Origin of the sequence: Amycolatopsis sp. NBC_00355 (assembly GCF_036104975.1) — a bacterium.
Taxonomy (GTDB): Bacteria; Actinomycetota; Actinomycetes; order Mycobacteriales; family Pseudonocardiaceae; genus Amycolatopsis.
In genome coordinates, this window is the sequence record NZ_CP107982.1 from 2,513,305 (window position 1) to 2,535,608 (window position 22,304).

Genomic DNA, 22,304 nt, shown 5'->3' on the forward strand with positions numbered 1-22,304 from the left:
AAGGAGAAACCATGCCCACCTCATTGAGCGTGACCCGGATCGGGCACGCCTGCCAAGTGATCGACATCGGCGGGCTCCGCGTTCTCACGGACCCGTGGTTCACCCAGACCGCCACCTACTACCAGGGCGAACCGGTCTTCTCGAGCGTCGGAAACCTCGGCCGGCTCGACGCCGTCGTCGTCACCCACGAGCACTACGACCACTGCGATCTCGACGCGTTGGTCGCCGGCGGCTTCGACCTCGACACGCCGCTGATCGGGCCGGGCACGGTCGCGGCCATCGCGCGGGACAAGGGTTTCCGCGACGTCCGCGTCGTCGAAGCGTGGGAAGCCACCACGGTCGGCGAGCTGACGGTGACCGCGGCGCCGGGCAAGCACGGCGTCCACGAGGTCACCTTCGTGATCCAGGCGGGCGGCCGCACGGTGTTCTTCGGCGGCGACTCGCTGCGCGTGCCCGAGCTGGACACCATCCCGGAGCGCTTCGGCCACGTCGACCTGGCCATCCTGCCGACCAACGGCCTGTGCATCCGGCCGATGAACCTCCAGCAGGTCGTCATGGACGCCGAAGAAGCCGCCGGGCTGACGGCCGCGCTGAAGCCGACCATGGCCGTGCCGCACCACTACGCGTTCCACAGTGGACGGCTGGGCGACAGGATGATCACCAAGGGCGACCAGGACCCGCGCCACTACGCCGACGCCGTCGCGCGGCTCGCGCCGGAGGTCGACGTCCGCCTGGTCCTGCCCGGCACCCCGGTGCTGGTCCCGTGAGGGAGTTCCGGCCCGAGGTCGGCGACGACCTCCCGCCCGGCGAACGGCCCATGGTCGCCGTCGTCCGGGCGGTGCCCGGTCACGAAGACCGGCTCGCCGCCGCCATCGCGATCCTCACGGCCGCGGTGCGGACCGAGCCGGGGTGCCGGGAGTTCCGGGCGTTCCAGGACGTCGCGAACCCCGGCGTCTTCTACCTCTACGAGATCTACGAAGACACCGACGCGTTCCGCGTGCACCTGGCCACCGGGCACGTCGCGCACTTCTTCACCGAACTGGCCCAGCACAGCACTTCGGACGCCGGGGCCTTGGTCCAGCTCGCCGAGGTAGCGCCTGCACTACCCGGGGTCCGGTAGGCAGCGCTACTGATCTTCGTGCCGGATTCGACCAGCCTTGAGCCATCGAATCCGGTTCGGCGAAGGAGAGCTGATGCAGACGACGGTGCGCAAGGGCGTGGTGGTGCTGGCCGCGGCGGGGGTGCTGGGGGCCGCCCTGACGACGGCGGCCGCGGCGGGCCCGCCCCCGAGGTCGGCGGTCCAGCAGAGCCTGGACTCGTTGGTGAGCCAGGAGAAGTTCCCGGCCGCGCTCGCCTCCGTGACCAAGGACGGCCGGACGACGTCGCTGGTCTCCGGGTCCGCCCGGCTCGGCGGCCAGGTCCCGGTGCCGCGGGACGGCGAGGTCCGGGCGGGCAGCAACACGAAGACGTTCACCGCGACCGTCGTCTTGCAGCTGGTGGCCGAGGGCAAGGTCGAGCTGGACGCGCCCATCGAGAAGTACCTGCCCGGCGTGGTGCGCGGCGAAGGCATCGACGGGACGAAGATCACCGTCCGGCAGCTGCTGCAGCACACCAGCGGGCTCCCGAACTACACCGAGTACATCGGGTTGGAGGACTTCGGGAAGATCCAGCACAAGTTCTTCCAGCCGCACGACCTGCTCGCTGCGGCCCTCGCCCACCCGGCGAAGTTCGCGCCCGGTACCCAGTGGGAGTACAGCAACACCAACTACCTCCTGGCGGGCCTGCTCATCGAGCGCGTGACCGAGCGTCCGGTGCAGGAGCAGATCACCGAACGCGTGATCAAGAAGGCGGGGTTGCGCCACACCTACTGGCCGCAGCCCGGGGACCAGACCATCCACGGGCCGCACCCGCAGGGCTACGCGACCCGCACGTTCACCGATCCCACGATCGTCGACGCCACCGAGATGGACCCGTCCTGGGGCGGCGCGGCCGGTCAGCTGATCTCGACGCCGAGCGACCTCGCGCAGGTCTCCCGCGCGCTGCTCGACGGCAGGCTGCTCCCGCCCGCGCAGCTCGCCGAGATGCGCAAGACGGTCGACGCGCCGCTGCTGCCCGGGTGGCGTTACGGCCTCGGGCTGTTCCGCGTCCCGCTCAGCTGCGGCGGCGCGTACTGGGGCCACGGCGGTGACATCGAAGGGTACGAAACCCGCGGTGGCACCACGGACGACGGCCGGTCCGTCGGGCTCGCGGTGACGGCGTTGCCGGGCACCTTCGGCGACGCGGACCAGGCTGCGAAAGCCGTCGTGGCCACTGTGGACACCGCGTTCTGCCGGTGATCACCGAGGGGGCCCGGGCCGGATTTCCGGCCCGGGCCCGACCTGGCGTTCTTCGGCCGTGAGGTTGCGGAGCGTCCACAGCCCGTACAGCGCCAGCAGGGGTTTACCGACCATCCACTCACCGAGGCGGTAGTCGTCCGCTCGCACGAGCCGCTCGGCGAGATCAGGGCGCTGCCGCCGCAAGTACGCCCGGGCCTTGAGCGCGTGCGCCGGCTGGGAGACGATCTTGACGCGGTCGACGTCCTCGAGGAGCGGGATCACGTTCGTGATGTTCTCCCACGTCGTCGCGCTCCGGTCTTCGAGAAGCACCGGGCCGTCGAACCCGAGCACCGACTTCGCGTAATCGGCCATCAGCTGGGCCTCCGCGGCTCCACCGCCCGTGGGACCACCGCTGAAGATCACGCGGGTGTCGGCGGCGGCGGAGCGGATTCCGGCACGAACGCGCCGGCGGTTGACGAAGTTCGCCGTCGGCCGCGGATTCCGGTAGCCCAGCACGACCACGGCTTCGGACCCGCCCGCACCACTTCCGACAAGGGCGCGAGACCAGCGCCAGTTCACCCACTCGCCCCAGGCCAGGATCGCGGCGCCGACCACCGCCGGTCCTGTCGTTCTTCGCATGCGGCGACGCTAGGGCCGCGGCCGCTGCTTGACGCCGGCGGCGAGCAGGCCGGCCACTTCGGCGATCCGGGCCGCGCGAACGTCCGGTCTGCCCTTGGTCCCGTCGATCCAGCGCAGGTAGGCCTTGCGGTAGAACTGCGCCAGCGTGTCGAAGAACGCGGCGGCGGCCGGGTCGGCCGCCAGCGCCGCGGCGACGTCTTCGGCGAGGTCACCGCGCTGCGGACCCTCCGGGGCGAGCACGACGGTCACCTCGTCGCCGACCGCGGCGGCCGTGTCGCGCAGCCACAACGGCGTCACGGTCAGGACCCACCCGCCGTCGCCGGGCGACAGCCTCCCGCGGACGTGCCGGTCGCCGATCGTGCCGCCGACCGGGTGATCGGCCTTCTCGCCCCACGTCTCGTCCGGGTCGAACGGCACCACGATGACGCCGGCACCCCGGCGACCTGCGGTGATGACGGCACGGAACCGCTGTGCGCTCATCCGCCGATCGTGGCGTCTTTAGCAGCTGCGCACAACCGCGTCCCCCGGAATCATCACCGCGGCTCAGCCGGTCCGGGCCGTTTTGCGTCCTCGCCCGGCGCGTGAGTGCATGGCAAACGGGGCGGTGGAGCGAAGGAGCTTCGACATGAACGAGCGGGCGGAGCGCGGACGCCCGGCGCCGGAGACGGGCAGCCAGGCCCGGACGCTGTGGGTGTCCCTGCCCGGCGAGGTCGCGCGGCGGTTCCGGCCGCACGCGGACAACCTGGGCAAGAAGATCCTCGAAGCGATCCAGCGCGAGGTGCCCGAGTACGCCAAGCCGCTGGAGGGCGGGTTCGGCACGGTCATCATCAAGGCCATCGAAGAAGCCGTCATCGGCTCGATCGACAGCATCGGCGGGAAGCCGTCCACCCAGGACAAGTGGGTCGAGCTGTTCCGCGAGGTGGGCCGCGGGGTCCACAAGGGCGGCGGCAGCCTCGACTCGCTGCAGGCGTCCTACCGCGTCGGCGGCCAGGCCGCCTGGCGCTACATCGCGGCGTGGGGCCAGCGCACCGGCATGCCGACGCCGATGCTGTGCGTCTGCGCCGAGGCGATCTTCGCCGTGATCGAGGAGATCTCGTCGTACTCGGTCGAGGGTTACACGGTGGCCCAGACGAAGGCCGCGGGCACGCTCGAGCGGCGTCGGCGGCGCCTGCTGGAACTGATCCTGGCCACGCCGCCGTCGTCCCCGCAGAGCATCGCCACCACCGCGAAAGCGGCCGATTGGAAGCTCCCGGAGCAGGTCAACGCCGTGGCGCTGGAGCCCCCCGACGACCAGCACGGCGACCTGCAGGGCCTGCCGGTGCACGCGGACGTCCTGGTCGACCTGGAGAGCACCCAGCCGTGCCTGGTGTCCGCGAACCTGGAGCGCGACCTGCGGCTGCTGCAGCCCGCGTTGCGCGGCTGGCACCTGGCGGTCGGGCCGCGGGTACCGCTGGCCGACGCGGCGACGTCGTTGAGCTGGGCGTGCCGGACGTTGCAGTTGATGCGCCAGCGGATCATCGACCCGCGCCCGGTCGTGCACAGCACGGATCACCTGAGCACGGTGTGGCTGATGCACGACGACTTCCTGCTCGCCGAGCTGAGCCGCAAGGTCCTCGGCCCGCTCGTCGGCCTGACCGCGAAGCAGCAGGAGCGCCTCGGCGAGACGCTGATGGCGTGGCTGGAATCGCGGGGCAGCACCCCGGAGATCGCGGAGGTGCTGAAGATCCACCCGCAGACGGTGCGATACCGCCTCAACCAGCTGACGGAGCTGTTCGGCGACAGCCTGAACGACCCGGCGCAGCGGCTGGACATGCAGCTCGCCCTGCACGCGCACCGGTTGCGCGGGACCCGGCCGATCGACGTGGCCGGCACCGCCCACACGTGACCGTAAGCCCGGCCCTCGACGCCGGGTGTGAACGGGCCGTGGCGGCCGGGGAGGGTCACCCGGCCGCCACGGCCCCGTACCTGGGTCAGGCGATCGTCGTGGTGGTGAAGATCGGGCTCGGGTTGGGGAAACACGCTGTCGGGGCGGAGATGTCGAAGATCTGGTTGACCACCGACGTGAACGTCAGTCCCGGGTTGCTGTAGCTCGTGCCCGCCAGCTTCGTCTGGATCGTGCCCGACGTCCCGGCCTTCAGGTGGAACGTGATGGTCGGCAGCTCGAACGCCGCGCCGCCGGCGATCGGGCCGGCGAAGCTCAGCGTCGCCACTCCGCCGGAGACCGCGATCGTCGGCGGGGCCGAGCCCAGGCCGGAGCCGCCCGAGAGGGCCGAACCCACGTACGTCGAGTTCGCCGGGACCGGCAGCTTCAGCGCGAAGTTCTTGACCTGCTTGAGCTTGAAGCCCGCGACCGTGGCCGGCACGGTGTTCGGCGCCGGGTCGACGATGATGTCGAACGCCGCGCCCGGGGCGACCGTGGCCGGCGCCGTGACGTCGGTGCCCTGCACCAGGTTCGCCTGCTGCGGGCCGACGATCGGCGCGTTGGCCTGGCAGTCCAGGTTGACCGGGACCACCGCCGCGGACGCCGGGGCCGCGAGGGCCACCGCGGCCGCGCCCGCGACCGCCAGCACGCTGAGGGGACGGATGCCGTGGGACATGGGAACCACTCCTTTGTGGACAAGTGCGGTCGAATGAACCGCGGTGGGCAGGTGGCGATGCACCCGATGTGGCGTTGGGGGCGTCCAACGCCACATCGGGGCGTTCGGGGCCGGGCCCAGCCGGGCCGGGCGGCTAGCGGCCGGTGAAGGGGGTAGCGGTCCGAGCTCGCCGTGCGGTGCGCGCGATTTCGAGCAGTTCGGCGTACTCGACGAGCCGGGTGCGGTCCGCCGCGGCGAGGCACTGGTAGAGCCGCAGCAGCCGGGCCGGCTCGGACGGGTGGCCGGCCGGCTCCTCCAGGAAGTAGCCGACCGGCCGCCGGTAGAGCCCGGCGAGGGCCTTGAGCTCCAGGCTGTCGACCTTGCGCGTGCCCGCCTCGATCCCGGAGATCGCCGACCGCGGCACGCCGAGCCGGTCGGCGACCGCCCGCTGGGTCAGCCCGAGGCGTTCCCTGCACCCGCGCAGCCGCGCGGCCAGGCACTCCTGCTCCTCGTCATTCACGGTCATGCACGCCGATCAGCAGTTGGACGGCGCCTGGTCACCGGCGAACCGCTTGACGATCCACTGGTGCGCGTCCCCGTTGCCGGCGAAGATGCCGGAGAGGTGGTCGGAGACGTAGGTGTTCCACTGCTCGCGGACCCCGGCGGCGCAGTACGTCTTGTGCAGCGCGTCGGCCTGCGGCGTGTTCACGATCTCGTCGGTGCTCGCGTGGTACTGGAAGACCGGCACGCGCGGCGGGTTCGCGCCGAGCTTGTTCTGCGCGAGCCGCGCCTTCCACTGCGGGGTGTCCAGCGGGTTGGACGTCGTGTAGTCGCTGATCTTCTTGAACGGGTAGTTGGTCAGCAGCTCGACGACGCAGGCGTTCTGCTTGGCGTCGTTCAGCTGCTGACGCCCGGTGTCGTTGAGGTAGGAGTCCAGCTTCAGGTCCGGGTACGCGGCGTCGAGCCCGACCGCGGCGAAGGCGAGGAAGCCGAAGCCGATGTAGCCGTCGAGGCCCTTGGCGACCGCGGTCAGGTCGGCCGGGACACCGCCCGCCGCGACGCCGACCAGGTTCAGCTCGGGGGCGTAGGCAGGCTGCTTCTCCCCCGCCCACATGGCTCCGCCGCCGCCTTGGGAGTAGCCCTGGAAGATCACCTTGGCGGTCTTCGACAGCTTCGCCGGGGAGAACCGCTGCGCCGCGCGGACCGAGTCGATCACGGCCGGGCCCATCGACTGCCCGGTGATGTAGGTCGGCACGGTCGTCGGCGAGTAGCCCTCGTAGTCGGTGACCGCGACGGCGTACCCGCTGGAGAGCGAGTCGTTGATCGCCGGCTGGTCGTAGAGCGTGCCGCGCTCGATCGCCTTGGACGGCGTGCACTTGAACGCCGGGCCCTGCGTGCCGACGCCGTAACCGATGATCGGCGCCTTCGCCGGGTCGACGCCCTTCGGGACGAGGATCGTGCCGGTCACCGCGTCCGGCTTGCCCTGCCCGTTGGTCGAGAGGTACATGACCTCCCACGCGTCGGCGTTGGCGGCGTTCATCAGCGGCACCGACGGGCGCCAGCGGAGGACGTCACCGGGCTGCCCGGCCGGCAACGGCGCCGGGGCCTTGTAGAACGAGTCGTCGAACGGCCCGGGCAGGCCCACGGCCGCCGCGGCCGCCGTCGTCACGGGCGCGGCCGGAGCGGCGGCCGCCGGGGAGCTGACGACGGCCACTCCAGCCGCCAGCGTCGACAAGCTCACCAGAGCGAGGAGTACCTTGCGTTTCACCGGAACCTCCATCGGGGAAAGGAATTTCACGCGGGCAGGCCGAGCGCGTTCGCGAGGATCGGCCAGGAGTTGTGCAGGGCGCGCTGCCAGTACGGCCAGCTGTGCGTGCCGGGGCCGTAGTAGTCGACGGTCGCCGGGATCCCCTGCGACTGCAGCTTGTCCGTGAAGCTCCGGGACGTCAGCAGGGCCGACGGTTCCAGCGGGTCGGACTGCCCCGGCGGGTCGAGCGGGCCGGTCTGGCCGTTGCCGCACGAGAGGTAGAGCGCGGTGCCGCGCAGTGCGTCGGTGTGGTCGTAGGGGTTGTGCGCCGACCAGATCGGCCAGGTCGCCACCTCGTCACCCCAGAGGTCGAAGAAGTTGTAGAACCCGGCGCGCGCCAGGATTCCCTTGATGACGCCGGCGGTGCCCGGGAACAGGGTGTTGGGCACGCCGCTGTAGGAGGCCGCGGCGCCGAACATCCCCTTGTGCTGGAAGGCGTACGCGAGCGCGCCGTACCCGCCGATCGACACACCGGCCACCGCCCGGCGCGTGTTGCCGTGGTACCCGCGCTCGACGATCTGGCGGACCTCGGCGGTGTGGAAGGTGTCCCAGTCGGGGGTGTTCTTCAGGCTGAAGTTCCACCACTTCGTGTACATCCCGGCCGCGCCGTCGGTCGGCATGACCAGGATCGCGTCCTTGGTCGCGGTGAACGCCTTGACGTCGGTGAACTGGTCCCAGGACTTGTAGTCCACCGGTTCGCAGCAGCCGTGCAGCAGGTACAGCGTCGGCCAGGTGCGCGTCGGCTGCGCCTGCCAGCCGGTCGGCACGATCAGCCGGACCATCCCGGTCGTGCCGAGGGCGGGCGAGCTGATCTTGAGGTCGACGGTGCGCGCGTCCAGCCAGGTCTCCTGGGTCACCTTCGCGCCGTCGTCGGCGGTCACCGGCGTCACCGCGGCCACCGGGCCGGCCCCCGTGCCGAGGAGCACCGCCGCGAAGAGCACTGCCAGTCCCACCCGGCGACGACGTCGGCGCCCGGCCCGCTCGAGGTTCATCTGTTCTCCGTTCTCACAGCGGGATGTTCCCGTGCTTCTTGGCCGGCAGGGTCTGCCGCTTGGTCCGCAGCGCGCGCAGCGCGCGGGCCACCTGCAGGCGGGTCTGCGACGGTGCGACGACCTGGTCGACGTAGCCGCGTTCGGCGGCCAGGTAAGGACTCGCGTGGCGCTCGCGGTACTCCTCGGTGAGGCGGCGCCGGGTGACGGCGACCTCGTCCGGGGACAGCCCGGCGAGCTCCCGCCGGTGCAGCACCTGCACCGCGCCTTCGGCGCCCATCACCGCGATCTCCGCGGTCGGCCAGGCCAGGTTGACGTCGGCGCCGAGGTGCTTGGAGCCCATCACCGCGTAGCCACCGCCGTACGCCTTGCGCGTCACCACGGTCACCTTCGGCACGGTCGCCTCGGCGTAGGCGTAGATCAGCTTGGCGCCGCGCCGGATGATCCCGCCGCGCTCCTGGTCCACGCCGGGCAGGTAGCCGGGGACGTCGGCGAGGGTCAGCAGCGGGATGCCGAACGCGTCGCAGAACCGCACGAACCGCGCGGCCTTCTCCGACGCGTCGATGTCGATCACGCCGGCCTGGTGGCGGGGCTGGTTGGCGACCACGCCGACCGAGCGGCCCTGGATCCGGGCGAACGCGCAGATCATGTTGGGCGCGAAGGCGCTGTGGATCTCGGTGTAGTCGCCGTCGTCGACGAGCCGCGCGAGCACCTCGGTCATGTCGTAGGCCTGGTTGAGCGAATCCGGCACGAGCCGGTCGAGCTCCAGGTCCGCCGCCGTCAGCCCGGGATCGGTGTCGTCGGCGTACTCCGGGGCGAGGTCGAGGTTGTTCGAAGGCAGGTAGCCGAGCAGGGTCTGCACCCACTCGATCGCGTCGTGCTCGTCGACGGCCCGGTGGTGGGCGTTGCCGGCGACCTCGCTGTTGGTCGCCGCGCCGCCGAGCTGTTGCGAGGTCACGCGTTGCCCGGTCACGGCGTGCACGACGTCCGGGCCGGTGACGAACATGTGCGACGTCTCGTCGACCATCACGGTGAAATCGGTGATGGCGGGCGAGTAGACCGCGCCGCCGGCGCACGGGCCCATGATCATCGAGATCTGCGGGATCACGCCGGACGCGTGGGCGTTGCGGCGGCCCAGTTCCGCGTAGTAGGCCAGCGAGACGACGCCCTCCTGGATCCGCGCGCCGCCGGAGTCGTTGATGCCGACGACCGGGCAGCCGAGCGTCATGGCCAGGTCCATCACCTTGAGGACCTTCTCGCCGAAGACCTCCCCCATGCTGCCGCCGAAGACGCTGAAGTCCTGGGAGAACAGGCAGATCCGGCGTCCGTCCACAGTGGCGTGCCCGGTCACGACGCCGTCGCCGTAGGGGCGGTTGGCGTCCATCCCGAACTCGGTGCAGCGGTGCCGGGCGAACTGGTCGAGCTCGACGAACGAGCCCGGGTCGACCAGCAGGTCGATCCGCTCGCGGGCGGTCAGCTTGCCCTTGGCGTGCTGACGGTCGATCGCGCGTTTCTCGGCGATCCGGACCACCTCGTCCTGGCGGGCGGCCAGGTCGGCGATCCGGAACGACGTCGTCGGCGTGAAGGAGAGGTCTTCGAGTGTCATCGTCATCCCTTTCCTGCGTGCTGACCGGCGAGGCGGGCGGACAGGGCGGCCGCGATCACCGACACGTGCGGCGGGTCGATCATCGAGAGGTGGTCACCGGGCACCCGGACGATCTCCAGGTCCGCGCAGTGCGCGTCCCAGCCGAGGGGGTCGTCGCTGCGCAGGTACCTCGGGTCGAGCGTGGTCGTCAGCGGGTGCGGGTCCTGCGCCCGCAGCAGCAGGACCTTCCCGGCGTACGGCTCGGGGACGTACCGTTCGGCCACCCGAGCGTCCAAATAGGACGTGTACTGGTGGTGCAGGACACCCTGGCCCATCCCGGGGACCTGGGCGGCCAGCCGGCTCATCACGAGCCGGATCTGGTCGTGCTCGCCGAGGTGCTCGAGTTCGGCCCGCGGGAGGTCGAGGGGCACGCCGTAAGTCAGTTCGATGTGCTCGGCGAACCGGTCGAAGCGTTCGAGGAGCAGGTCCTGCACCGGCTTCTCCGGCGCCGGCAGCGGCAGGATCGTGTCGATCATGAAGACGACGCCGACGCTCTCCCCCGCCGCGGTCAGCCGCTTGGCCGTCTCGTAGGCGAGGCAGCCGCCGAAGGACCAGCCGCCCAGCCGGTAGGGCCCGTGCGGCTGGATCTCGCGGATGAGCTCGACGTAGCACGCGGCCTTGCCCTCGACGGTGTCTTCCTCGTCGATCCGCTCCAGCCCGTACGCCGGTTGGCCTTCGGGCAGCAGGCGGACGAGCTCCTGGTAGACGCTCGTCGGGCCGCCCGCCGGGTGGAACAGGAAGACCGGGTCGGCCGCGACGCCGTCACGCAGCAGCCGCACCGGGCCGCCGCCGAAGCCTTCGACCTCGGCGCGCAGCAGGTCGGCCATCGCCGCGATGGTGGGCGTGGCGAACAGCCGGTCGATGTCGGGCACGTCGTCGAGGTCTTCGGCGAAGGCTTCCCGCAGCCTTCTCGCTTGGTCTGCGTCGCCTCCGAAGTCGTCGTAGACGCCCGGTTCCGGGCCGCCGAGGACGGCCTGCCAGTGCCGGGCGACCCAGCGTTCGGCGGGGTCGCGCGGCCCGAGTACGGCGCCACTCGGCTCGGCCGGACGCGCGGTCCCGGCGCCGAACCCGGCCTGCTCGGCCAGGTGCTCGGCGATCTCGGTGAGGCTCGCGCCCCGCAGTAACAGGGGCACCGGCAGCGGCAGGCCGAAGTCGCGTTCCACCGCGCCGCGGGCCCGCATCGCCATCAGCGAGTCCAGCCCGAGGCTCGTCAGCGGCGCGTGCCGGTCGACGTCCCCCGCGGGGAAGCCCATCAACCCGGCGACGACGGCCGCGAGGTGCTCGGTCATCGCTGTGCGCGCCCGCTCCGGCTGTTCCGCCCGGAGCGCGGCCATTCCGTCCCAAGTGGACGGTTCGGTCCCGCCGGGCCCTTCGGCCGGGACGAACAGCTCGAAGAACGGGCGTTCGGCCAGCCGCGGGAAGAGCGCCAGCACGGTGTCGGTGTCGACCCGGGCGACGCCGGTCGCTGCGCGATCGCTTTCGAGCACCGCTTCGAGCGCGTCGAGGGCTTCCGCGGTGCCGAGCGGGTCGAGCACCGGGTTCCGGCTGCCGGTGACGGCGCCGGCTTCGCCCCACGCGCCCCAGTTGATCGTCGCCGCGGGCAGCCCGAGCCCGCGGCGCCAGGTGACGAGGCCGTCGGCCCAGGCGTTCGCGGTGGCGTAGGCGGCCTGGCCCGGAGAGCCGAACAACGCGGCGGCCGAGGAGTAGACGAGCCACCAGTCGAGGTCGTGGCCCGCGGTGGCCTCGTGCAGCCGCCAGGCGCCGCGGGCTTTGGGCCGCCAGACGGTCTCGACGGCTTCGGGAGTGAGAGCGATCGCGGCGCCGTCGGCCAGCACACCGGCCGCGTGGAGCACCCCGCGCAAGGGCAGGTCCCCGGCGGCCGCGACCAGCCGTTCGGCGGTGCCGGGTTCGGCGATGTCGCCGGTGACGACCCGGACGTCGACGCCGAGTTCCCGCAGGAGGTCTTCGGTCTCGGGGGTGGGGCCGCGACGGCCGGAGAGGATCAGCCGGGTGGCACCGCGTCCGGCCAGCCACTTCGCGGCGACCAGGCCGAGCCCGCCCATGCCACCGGTGATGAGGTAGGCGCCATCACGAACGACAGGCGGGCGGCTGCCAACACGACCGCTCGAATCTCGCAGCGACTCGGCGACCAACGAGCGGTTGCCATCACGACCGCTTGAGTCACGCGGCGGAGCGAGGTCCGGGCGCACCAAGCGGCGGGTATGGCGGATGCCTTCGCGCCAGGCGATCTCGTCGTCCGGGCCACCTGCCCGGACCTCGTCCTGCAGCTCGGTCACCCACAGGCGCGCGGGGTCCGGCTCGGCGTCGAAGTCCAGGTGGCTCACCCGCAGCTCCGGGTGCTCGAACGCCAGCACCCGCACCAACCCGCGCAACGCCGCCAGTCCGGGGTGGCCGGTTTCGCCCGGCTCGACCGCCGCCGCGCCCGCGCTGACCAGCCACAACCTCGGCGGTGCCGGTACCGACGCCAGTTCGGCGACCACCCCCGACAGCGTCAGGACCAGGTCCCCCGCTCGCGCCGGGTCGGGGGTGCCCAGCTCGGCCGCGCAGCCGACCATCGCCAGCACGCCGGTCACCTCGCGGGCGCGAAGCACCTTCGCGAGTCCTTCGTGGTCACCCAGCACGACCGTGTCCAAGGAGCCGCCGATGCCTTCGCGCAACGTGGCCAGCCACGGCGCGGTCTCCTGCGCGGCGTCCAGGAGCACGACCCAGCTGTGCGGCTCGTCCCCGGGTGCCGGCGGCAATTCGGACGGCTGCCACCCGGCCTCGAAGAGCAAGCTCGACAGCGGCACCGGCAACGCCGAACGCCGGAACCGCCGGCAGTAGACGTCCCGGAACTGGACCAGGACAACGCCTTCGGCGTCGACGAGCTGGACGCTGCCGAGCAGTCCGTCACCCGACTCGTCGACCGAGTCGAGGACGGCGTCGACCCGGACGCCGCGGCGAGGGTCGCCGGCGAGCGTGACCTCGCCGATCGTCAGCGGTAGGTAGAGCCCGGCGGCGTCGCCCAGGGCCTCGCCGGTCGCCGCGGCCAGGGCGTGCAGGCAGGCGTCGGCGAGCGCGGGGTGCAGCCGGTACGCCGGATGGTCCCGGGCTTCCGGCGGCAGCGCGATCGACGCCGACGCCCGGCCCGGCGCGGCCACGACCCGGCGCAGGCCGCGGAACGCCGGGCCGTAGTGCTGGCCCAGGTCCTCCAGCGCCCGGTAGAGGTCGACGGCGTCGCCTTCCGTGGGGCCGAACGGCGTCGGCGGCGGCGATCCGTCGAGCACCCGCGCGGTGGCGTAGCGGACCCAGCCGCCGTGCGCGGACTTGGCGTGCACGCCGATCTCCGTGCCCGCCAGGCTCGTCGTCACCTCGGTGTGCTCGGCCAGCGGCAGCACCTGGTGCAGTTCGAGATCGCCGATCCGGTCGCCCGCGGCGAGCGCGAGTTCGAGGAACCCGGTGGCCGGGAACAGCGGGACGCCCATCGCGGCGTGGTCGGCGAGCCACGGCAGCTGCGCCGTGCCGACGTCGCCCCGCCACAGGTGCAGGTCGCCGCCGGGCTGTTCGATGTGGACGCCGAGCAGCGGGTGCGCCCCCGTGTCCGGCCGGTGCGCCCGGCGCCGCGGCCAGAACCGCTCGTGCCGCCAGACCGGGCCGGGCAGCTCGACCGGCGCCGTGCGCGGGCCGTGGTCCAGGACACCGGGCCGGCCGAGGACGTGCAGCCGGGCGAGGCTGGTCAGGAACGCGACGCGCTCGTCGATCTTGCGGCTGGCGGTGGGCAGGCCGAGCGCGGCGCCGCCGGTGGTCTGCTCGACGGCGGCGAGCGCGACGGGGTGCGGCGAGATCTCGACGAACACGCTGTGGCCGTCGGCGGTCGCCGCCGCCAAGGCCTGCGTGAACCGCACCGGACGCCGCAGGTTGGCCGCCCAGTACTCGACGTCGAACGCCGGTGTCTCGCGCGGGTCGTCGAGAACGCTGCTGTAACAAGGGATTTCGGCCTGACCGGGCTGCAATCCGGCCAGTTCGGCGCGGAAGCGGTCGAGCACGGCATCAACGGCCGCCGAGTGCCCGGCGCCACGGACCGGGAGCCGGCGGGCGAGCCGGCCGAGCTGCTCGACGTGCGCGACGAGCGCGTCGACCTGGTCGGCGTCGCCGCTGATCGTGCACTGGGTCGGCGACGCGTAGACCGCCACGGTGACGTCGGGGAACTCGGCCAGCTCGGCCGGAGACAGTTCGACGACGGCCATCGCGCCGGCGCCCCCGGCGTCGACCTCGGCGAGCAGCCGCGCGCGGGTCGCCATCACGCGCAGGCCGTCGGTGACGTCGAGCGCGCCCGCGACGACGGCCGCGGCGACCTCGCCCATGGAGTGCCCCAGCACGGCGGCGGGGACGACGCCGTGTGCCCGCCACAGCCCGGCCAGCGCGGTCTGCATGCCGAACAGTGCCAGCTGCGTCGCGCCGAGGTCGGGCAGCTCCTGTTCTCCCGCAAGGACTTCGCGCAGCGAGAACCCGGCTTCGGCGCGGAAGACCGGGTCCAGGGCGTCGACCTCGGCGCGGAACGCGGGTTCGGTGCGCAGCAGCTGCCGGCCCATCTCCGGCCACTGCGAGCCGTAGCCGGAGAAGACGAACACGACGTCCGCGCGTCCCCGGGCTTCGCCGGGGGTGACGGCGCGCAGCGCGTCCACGAGAGCGCCACGCTCCTCGGCGACGACGGCCGCGCGGACGGGCAGGTGCTCGCGACGGGTCGCCAGCGTCGACGCGACGGCGCTCAGCGGGACGGCCCGTCCGGCGGGTGAGTCCAGCCAGTCCGCCAGCTCGCTCGCGCGGGCGTGCAGCACGTCGGCCGACCGCGCCGAGAGCGCGAAGATCCGCGGGCCGTCGGCGCCGGCTCGCGCCGGGAAGGACGCGGCGGGCCACTCCTCCAGCACCACGTGGGCGTTGGTCCCGCCGAACCCGAAGGCCGAGACGCCGGCGCGGGCGGTGCCCGGGTAGCGCGGCCAGTCGGTGCCGGCCGCGACCACGCGCAGGCCGAGGCCGTCGAAGTCGATGTGCGGGTTGGGGTCGCGGTAGTTCAGGCTGGGCGGCAGCCGGCGGTGCACCAGGGCCAGCACCACCTTGATCAGCCCGGCGATCCCGGCGGCGCCTTCGAGGTGCCCCAGGTTGCTCTTGACCGAGCCGACCAGCAGCGGACGGCCGGGTTCGCGCCCGGCACCCAGGACCGTGCCCAGGGCGCCGGCTTCGATCGGGTCGCCGAGCAGGGTGCCGGTGCCGTGCGCCTCGACGTAGTCCACAGAGGACGGATCGACGCCGGCGACGGCGTAGGCGTCCCGCAGCAACGCCGCCTGCGCGTCGGGGTTGGGTGCCATCATGCCGTTGGAGCGGCCGTCGGAGTTGACGGCGCTGCCGCGGACCACGGCCAGCACGCGGTCGCCGGCGGCGCGGGCGGCCTTCAGCGGCTTGAGCACGACCACACCGCACCCTTCGCCGCGCACGATCCCGTCGGCCCCGGCGTCGAACGGCTTGCAGTGCCCGTCGGGCGCCAGCACGCCGGCCCGGTGGAAGTTCGCGGTGATCCCCGGCGACAGCAGCAGGTTCACGCCCGCGACCAGCGCGGTCTCGCTTTCGCCGCGGCGCAGGCTCTGCACGGCCTGGTGCACGGCGACCAGCGACGACGAACACGCCGTGTCGAGGGTGAGGCTCGGGCCGCGCAGGTCGAGCAGGTACGACAGCCGGTTCGCGGCGATGCTCGCCGCGGCGCCGGTGCCGGACCAGGCGTCGATGCCGGGGACGTCGGTCATCGTGAGGTAGCCGTACTCGCTGGCCGACAGCCCGACGAACACGCCGGTCCGGGTGCCGCGCAGCGAAGACGGCGGGATGCCCGCGTGTTCCAGGGCCGCCCAGGTGACCTCCAGGAGCGTGCGCTGCTGCGGGTCCATCGCCTCGGCTTCGCGGGGGGTGATGCCGAAGAAGGCGGCGTCGAACCCGGCGACGTCACCCAGGAACCCGCCGCGGCGCGGCAGCCCGGCGAGCGCGTCGGCCGGGGCGAAGGACTCCCAGCGTCCTTCGGGGACTTCGGCGATCCCGTCGGCGCCCGTGTCGAGGAACCGCCAGAACTGCGCCGGCGACTCGACCCTGCCCGGCAGGCGGCAGCCGACGCCGACGATCGCGATCGGCTCCCCCGCGGCCATCGGCACCGGGGCGGCCCGTACCTCGTCCACTGTGGACAGGGCGGCGACGAGCGCGGTGATGCTGGGGTGCTGCCACACGAACGTCGCCGCGAGGGAGCGGCCGAGGAACCGCCCCAGGTCCCCGGTCAGGCTCATCGCGTCCCGTGAGGACAGTCCGGTTTCCTGCAGCGGCCGGTCGGCGTCGACCTCGCCGGCCGGGATCCCCGTGATCGCGGCGACCCGCTCGACGAGCCACGCCCGGACGGCGTCCGGTGTGGTCATCGCGACCACCGGCCGTCCAGGTAGGACGTCCGGCACAGGGCCCGGCTGATCTTGCCGCTGGAGGTGCGCGGCACCTCGCCGGGCGCCAGGACGACGACGTCGTGCAGCCGCAGGCCGTGTTCGGCGGACACCGCCGCGCGCAGCGCCCCGACGGCGACCTCGGCGTCGGCGGTCTTGGCCCGTTCCAGCACGACGACGGCGACCTCGCCCTCGTCGTGCGGGACGGCGAACGCCGCGGCGGAATGCGGCCGGACGGCGGGGTGCGCCTCCACGGTCTGCTCGATGTCCTGCGGGTAGTGGTTGCGCCCGTCGACGATGACGAGATCCTTGAGCCGGCCGGTCATGTACAACTCACCTTCGAACCGCACGCCGAGGTCGCCGGTCGCCAGCCAGCCGTCGCCGAACGTCGCCGCGGACGCGCCGGGACGCCGCCAGTAGCCCTGGCCGACGTTCGGTCCGCTCACCCGGATCTCGCCGACCTCGCCGTCCGCGACCGGTTCGCCGTGCGGGCCGGCGATCCGGATCCGCTGGTCCACCGGCCGGCCACAGGAGACGAGCGTCGTGCCGGTGGCGGCCGGCACCGCGAACCCCTCGGCCAGGCGGTCGCGGTCGAACGTGACCTGGCGCGACGGCGTGCCCGCGTCGGTCACCGCGACGAGCACGGTCGCCTCGGCCAGCCCGTAGGACGCCCGGTGGACCTCCGGCGCCAGCCCGCACTCGCCGAACGCGTCCTGGAACTTCGCGATGGTGGCCGGCAGGACCGGCTCGCTGCCGTTGATCAGCGAGACGACCCGGCTCAGCTCGAGGTAGCTCTTTTCGTCCTCGGTCACGCGGGAAGCGCTGTAGGCGTAGGCGAAGTTGGGTGCCGCGCTGATCGCGCCCGGGCTGGCCGTCAGCGCCCGCAGCCAGCGGCCGGGCCGCTCCAGGAACGCGAGCGGGTCCATCAGCACCGAGGTCAGGCCGCCGAACATCGGCGCGCCGAGGCCGAGGATCAGGCCCATGTCGTGGAAGAGCGGCAGCCAGCTGACGGTCGACGTCGTGCCGCTCTCGGCGCCGTAGGCGGTGCAGCACTGCCGGGCGTTGGACAGGACGTTGTGGTGGGTCAGCATGACGCCGGCCGGCGAGCGCGTCGAGCCGGACGTGTACTGCAGGTACGCCAGCTCGTCCGGTGCCGGGCGGTGCCACTCGTGCTCGCCCGCGACCGGCGGCAGGGTGTCGACGGCCACGAGAGCCGCCTCGACGTCGAGGGTGCCGAGGAAGCCGGTGACCTCGCCGGTCAGGTCGGCGGTGGTGAGCACGACCTGCGGCGCGCAGTCGGTGAGGGTCGCGGCGAGGCGGCCCGTGTGGCCGGGCAGGTTCGGCGCGAACAGCGGGACGGCGACCAGGCCGGCGCGGATGGCCCCGAGGAAGGCAACGACGTAGTCGGCGGACTGCGCGGCCAGGACCGCGGCCCGCTCCCCCGGCGCGGCGAGGGTGCCCAGGTGCGCGGCGACGGCGCTGACCCGGTCGTCCAGTTCGCGCCAGGTGAGGCTCACCGCGCGGCCGTCGGCGCTCGTGCGGTAGTCCAGGAAGGTCACCGCGATCCCGTCGCCCAGGCGCCGGGCCCACCGGCCGAGCAGGGTGGCGAAGGAATCGCCGTCGGACGACTCGTGGCCGGGCAGCACGAAGGCCGTCCGAGAAATGGTTTCCATAGCCCCTCGCCGATAGCGTCGGAGTAATTGGGGTGAAGCGCCGAAAGCGCCGATCATCACCTTCGAAGAAACTGTATTTCGACCGAACTCCGGGTGTCAATCACGCGGAATCCCGATACTCATCGGGAAACGGAGAAGCCGCGGTCGCGGTTGTCACGGTGGGAAGGATTTTCCGCGCCCGGAACAGGGTCACGGCCATTACCGCCCCGGCGAGTTCGAGACCGGCCGCGACCAGCAGCCCGGCCGTGTAGCCACCGGCCAGCGCGGGGCCGGCCGCCACGCCCGCGTCGAGGCGGGCAGCGCGTACGGCCGTCAGCACCGCGCCGACGAGCGCGACACCGAGGGCGCTGGACAGCTCCCGGGACGCCGTGAGCAGGCCCGACGCGGTCCCGGCGTGCCGTTCGGCCACGACTTCCAGCGCGTGCGACGTCAACGGCGTGGTCAGCGCCGAGCCGGCGCCGATCAGCAGCAGGCCGGGCGCGCGGGGCAGCACCTCGGGGAGGTGGTTGACCAGCGCGACGGCGAGCAGCCCGAGGGCGACGACGACGAGCCCGGCGCCGACCGTCCGGTGCGGCCCGAACCGCGTCACGGCCCAGGGCACCGCCGGTGTCGCGGCCATGATCGCGACCGCCACCAGGATCAGCGGCAGCCCGGCCTGTACCGGGCTGAGCCCGAGGGATTCCTGGTGCAGCAACGGCGTGAAGAAGAAGACACCCGACACACCCAGGCCCCACAACAGCTGCACGGCCAGCGCGCCGGCGAACACCCGCTGCCCGGTCAGCTCCGGCGTGACCAGGCGTTCGCGGGCGCGGCGCTCCCGGACGGCGAACCAGGCCAGGAAACCGAGCCCGCCCGCGGCGAGCGCCGACGGGACCACGTCACCGGTCCGCGTGTCGTCGCCGAACTCGACCAGGGCCACGGTGAGCAGCACGAGCCCGGCCGTCACGAGCGTCATCGACGCGAGCGCCGGACGGCCGCCACCGGTGCCGCGACGAGCGCCGGCCGTCACCGGCAGCAGGGCCAGCATCACGGCCACGAACGGCAGGTTGACGAAGAAGATCCAGCCCCAGCCCAGGTATTCACTGAGCAACCCGCCCAGCGTCGGGCCGAGCGCCAGCGCAATGGCCAGGCTCGCCGTCCAGAGGGTGGCGCCGACGGCGCGCCCGCGCGCGTCCAGGTTGGTCCGGAGCAGGCTCAGCAGGCCGGGCACCAGGAACGCGGCCGCGATGCCCTGCAGCACCCGGGCGCCGACGAGCACCCAGGCCGACCCGGCCAGGCCGCCGACGGCCGCGCCGAGCCCGAACGCGAGCAGCCCCGCGGACAGCGTCAGCCGTTGACCCCAGCGGTCGACGAGCGTGCCCGCCACCAGCAGCAGGCTCGCGAACGGGAGCATGTACCCGATGCTGACCCACTGCAGGGCCGAGAGGTCCAGGGCCAGGTCGCGCGCGATGGACGGCACGCCGGCCGCGACGATGTTGTTGTCCAGGGTGGTGACGAACGCGCCGAGCGCGACCACGACCAGCGTCGGCGCCTTCCGGCCGCCCACGACGACCACCTCCAGATCTGTCGGTCTGCCGCAGCCGGTCGTGAGTGTTTAGGGCGGTTAGAACCGCCCTAAACACTCACGAGGAGCCGCGGCAGAGGGCCCTAGGCGGATTCGCTTGCCGTGTCCTCGTCGAGGAAGTCCTCCTCGAGCTGTTCCGGGCTGTAGTCCAGGTCGATGGACGCGACCGGCATCCCGCGCGCCGCTTCGATCGCGCGCAGGCGGCGCATCGCGTGGTCGGCGGCGTACTCCATGACGCCGTCCAGCCGCAGGTCGAACGGGTCGCCGTCGAGCCGGGCGGTGGTCCACTCGATCTGCGCGATGGCGTGCGGCAGCAGGGCCTGCATCTCGTCCTGCACGATCTGCCAGTTGCGGTCGTCGGCCGCGACGTGGCGGCGGCAGGTGAAGGTGCCCCAGGCCATGTGCCGGCGTTCGTCGTCGCCGATCCGGCGGATCAGCTCCTGCATGCCGGGCAGGATCCCGTGCGTGCGGCAGGCCCGGTTCCACACGAAGTACCCGGTCAGCGCGAGCACACCTTCCACGACGTGGTTGTAGACCACCGACGCGCGGATCTGGTTGGCGGGACTGGGATCCTCCCGCAACCGGCCGAGCGCGGTGGGCAGCGCGTCGTAGAAGATCGCGCGATAACCCGGGTTGTCCTCGACGTGCTCGTGCAGGTTGCCGGTCACGCCGACGGCGTCGAGCCAGAGCCGGAACACCTGGGTGTGCTTGGCTTCCTCGAAGCAGAACTGGGTCAGGTACATCTCGTCGGCGAACCGGCGCTCGGCGCCCATCGCGGCGAGGAACGGCTGGATGTCGTGCGTGACCGCCTCCTCGCCGCCGGCGAACTGCGCGCACAGCATGGTCGCGGCGAAACGCTGCTCGTCCGACAGGGCCGCCCAGTCGACGGCGTCCTGGGTGAAGTCCAGGTCGGCGGGGTTCCAGAACTTCGCGTTGCCCTTGGCGAACAGTCGCAACGGGAGGACGTCCCAGTTGAGCCCGCCCGCGCGCAGGGCCGTGAACTGCTCGCGGGTGCCGGGCACGGTTCCGGTCACGGCGTCACTCCGGTCTTCCGCACGGGTACGTCGAGCCAGGACGGGTCGGCCGCGGTCGAGACGAAGCCCAGCCGCCCGTCGCCGGTGTTCCAGTCGAGGAACAGCGGGTCCTTCGAGTCGACGACCAGGGCGAGGTGGTGGCCGGCGGCGAGGGTGTAGGCCGTCGGGGAGAAGTCCAGCTCGACCGGCTGCGGCCGCCCCGGCGTCGCGTGTTTCCAGCTGTAGGGCAGGTAGTTGACGAGGCTGCCGGTGCCGAGCGGGTCGACGTCGTAGACGTAGGCGACGACCGTGCCGACGGCGGCGGGCGGCACGACCGTGAGGTGCGCGCGCACCGCTCCACGCAGCTGGGTGGCGGTCTTGACCGGCGGCTGGTTCCAGACCGCGCCGCTGCCCCGGTCGACCTGCCAGAGGAACGCCGTCGGCGGGTTCCCGCTCAGCGCCTCCAGGCTGTAGGTCGCCAGCGGGACGCCGCCGTTCGCGACGGTGTCGCGGTTCGCCGCGACACTGCTGCTCCAGGCGGCGGGCGCGGCCTGCAGCGTGTCGCGGCCGAGGTAGGACCGGGACGCCGGCGCGACGACGCTCGGCCAGTCCGCGAAGTACTCCGGGCGCTGCGTCCCCGGCCGGGCGCGGGTGACGACCGGCGGTTCGGCCTCGATCGAGGTGTCGGTGCCGGCGACGTGGGCGTCGAACCAGCGGTAGACCGACGTCCAGGTGTCGCTCGGCAGGCCGAGCAGGCCGCCGGACTCGGACGCGGCGTGGTCCCCCGGCACGAACTCGGCGCGCTTCGGCCCGGTGAGCCGCTGGTAGAGCCCGGCCATCTGGCCGGGCTGGAAGACCGTCTCGCTCCAGGTCTGGATGGCCAGCACGGCCGGGTGGTTCGCGTTGATCCGGTCCACGTAGGACGACGGTGAGCGCGGCCGGGCCCAGTCGATCACCGCCTGGGAGTCGGCGTCGGAGATCGCCGGCTCCAGGAACTTGGTCAGCATCGTGTCGGTCTCGGGGCTGAGCGTGCCGTTGGCCTTGCCCGACAGGTAGAGCACCAGCCCGGCGAGACCGTGGCGGGTGTCGTTCTGGGTCAGGGACGCGACCAGGTCGGCCCAGCCGCTCAGCGAGGCGACGGCCTTGATCCGCGCGTCGAACCCGGCCGCGATCAGGCCGATCCCGGCGCCGTAGGACACCCCGCCGACGCCGATCCGGGCCGGGTCGGCGGCCGTGTGCGCCAGGGTCCAGTCGATGACCGTGGAGACGTCGGTGATGTCGTCGGGCCCGGCGACCTCGACCGCGCCCCCGGACTCGCCGAAGCCGCGGGCGCCGTAGGAGATCACCACGTAGCCGCGGTTGGCCAGGTCGCGGGCCGGGACGATGTTCTGCGTGCGGCCGCCGCCCCAGGCGCCGATGAGCACGGCGAGCGGATGCGGGCCCGGCGACGCCGGAGCCATCACCATGGCGCCGAGGGTGACTCCCCCGGCGGCGGGTACGTCGACGAAACTGGTAGCGAATCCTTCGGTCGTCGCGACGCCCGGGAAAACGGCGGCGGTCACGGCGATGACCATGGCGGCCGCGCCGGCGCGAATCATTTCGGCGGTCTCCTTTCA

The 22,304-nt window shown here is 72.7% G+C and carries 16 protein-coding genes; 4 read left to right on the forward strand and 12 right to left on the reverse strand.

Going from position 1 to position 22,304, the window contains the following annotated elements:
- Positions 1-11 precede the first annotated feature (11 nt).
- The 3 genes from OHS18_RS10230 to OHS18_RS10240 all read left to right on the forward strand — a co-directional run bounded on the left by OHS18_RS10230 (position 12) and on the right by OHS18_RS10240 (position 2,336).
- Positions 12-767 carry an MBL fold metallo-hydrolase gene (locus tag OHS18_RS10230; protein ID WP_328616789.1) on the forward strand — a complete coding sequence of 252 codons (756 nt, stop codon included), beginning with the start codon at positions 12-14 and terminating at the stop codon, positions 765-767.
- Positions 764-1,120 (forward strand): putative quinol monooxygenase, encoded by a 357-nt coding sequence (locus OHS18_RS10235; RefSeq protein WP_328453625.1) that lies wholly within the window; start codon positions 764-766, stop codon positions 1,118-1,120. The genes OHS18_RS10230 and OHS18_RS10235 overlap by 4 nt, the downstream gene beginning before the upstream one ends.
- Positions 1,121-1,193: 73 nt before the next feature.
- Positions 1,194-2,336 carry a serine hydrolase domain-containing protein gene (locus OHS18_RS10240; protein WP_328453624.1) on the forward strand — a complete coding sequence of 381 codons (1,143 nt, stop codon included), beginning with the start codon at positions 1,194-1,196 and terminating at the stop codon, positions 2,334-2,336.
- On the opposite strand, the gene OHS18_RS10245 is transcribed toward OHS18_RS10240, so the two are convergent.
- A complete protein-coding gene (locus OHS18_RS10245) occupies positions 2,337-2,954 on the reverse strand; it encodes a YdcF family protein (RefSeq protein ID WP_328616790.1) in 618 nt (205 codons plus the stop codon).
- A 9-nt stretch (positions 2,955-2,963) separates the two neighbouring features.
- Positions 2,964-3,434, reverse strand: a complete 471-nt coding sequence (locus OHS18_RS10250) for a YdeI/OmpD-associated family protein (RefSeq protein ID WP_328616791.1) — start codon at positions 3,432-3,434, stop codon at positions 2,964-2,966.
- A gap of 145 nt (positions 3,435-3,579) precedes the next feature.
- Here OHS18_RS10250 and OHS18_RS10255 point away from each other — a divergent pair, with 145 nt between their 5' ends.
- Positions 3,580-4,839 (forward strand): helix-turn-helix domain-containing protein, encoded by a 1,260-nt coding sequence (locus OHS18_RS10255; protein WP_328616792.1) that lies wholly within the window; start codon positions 3,580-3,582, stop codon positions 4,837-4,839.
- A gap of 85 nt (positions 4,840-4,924) precedes the next feature.
- Here the strand turns inward: OHS18_RS10255 and OHS18_RS10260 are convergent, their stop codons facing one another.
- The 10 genes from OHS18_RS10260 to OHS18_RS10305 form a co-directional block, all read right to left on the reverse strand.
- The gene (locus OHS18_RS10260; RefSeq protein ID WP_328616793.1) at positions 4,925-5,551 is read right to left on the reverse strand and encodes a cyclase; all 627 of its coding nucleotides are present in this window, start codon (positions 5,549-5,551) and stop codon (positions 4,925-4,927) included.
- 133 nt (positions 5,552-5,684) lie between these two features.
- Positions 5,685-6,056, reverse strand: a complete 372-nt coding sequence (locus OHS18_RS10265) for a helix-turn-helix domain-containing protein (RefSeq protein ID WP_328453616.1) — start codon at positions 6,054-6,056, stop codon at positions 5,685-5,687.
- A 9-nt stretch (positions 6,057-6,065) separates the two neighbouring features.
- Complete coding sequence (locus tag OHS18_RS10270) at positions 6,066-7,310, reverse strand: lipase family protein (protein WP_442875358.1); 1,245 nt, start codon at positions 7,308-7,310, stop codon at positions 6,066-6,068.
- A gap of 14 nt (positions 7,311-7,324) precedes the next feature.
- Entirely contained in the window at positions 7,325-8,329 is a 1,005-nt protein-coding gene (locus OHS18_RS10275; protein WP_328616795.1) for an alpha/beta hydrolase, read from the reverse strand.
- A gap of 13 nt (positions 8,330-8,342) precedes the next feature.
- Complete coding sequence (locus OHS18_RS10280) at positions 8,343-9,938, reverse strand: acyl-CoA carboxylase subunit beta (protein WP_442875359.1); 1,596 nt, start codon at positions 9,936-9,938, stop codon at positions 8,343-8,345.
- Positions 9,935-16,420: an SDR family NAD(P)-dependent oxidoreductase gene (locus tag OHS18_RS10285; protein WP_328616797.1), complete on the reverse strand. Its 6,486-nt coding sequence runs from the start codon at positions 16,418-16,420 to the stop codon at positions 9,935-9,937. Before OHS18_RS10285 ends, OHS18_RS10280 begins: the two co-directional genes overlap by 4 nt.
- On the reverse strand, positions 16,417-18,111 hold the full coding sequence (locus OHS18_RS10290) for a fatty acyl-AMP ligase (RefSeq protein ID WP_328616798.1): 1,695 nt from the start codon (positions 18,109-18,111) through the stop codon (positions 16,417-16,419). Before OHS18_RS10290 ends, OHS18_RS10285 begins: the two co-directional genes overlap by 4 nt.
- Before the next feature lie 100 nt (positions 18,112-18,211).
- Positions 18,212-19,657, reverse strand: a complete 1,446-nt coding sequence (locus tag OHS18_RS10295; protein WP_328616799.1) for an MFS transporter — start codon at positions 19,655-19,657, stop codon at positions 18,212-18,214.
- 101 nt (positions 19,658-19,758) lie between these two features.
- A complete protein-coding gene (locus tag OHS18_RS10300; RefSeq protein ID WP_328616800.1) occupies positions 19,759-20,709 on the reverse strand; it encodes a R2-like ligand-binding oxidase in 951 nt (316 codons plus the stop codon).
- A complete protein-coding gene (locus OHS18_RS10305) occupies positions 20,706-22,286 on the reverse strand; it encodes a CocE/NonD family hydrolase (RefSeq protein ID WP_328616801.1) in 1,581 nt (526 codons plus the stop codon). The genes OHS18_RS10300 and OHS18_RS10305 overlap by 4 nt, the downstream gene beginning before the upstream one ends.
- Positions 22,287-22,304 lie beyond the last annotated feature (18 nt).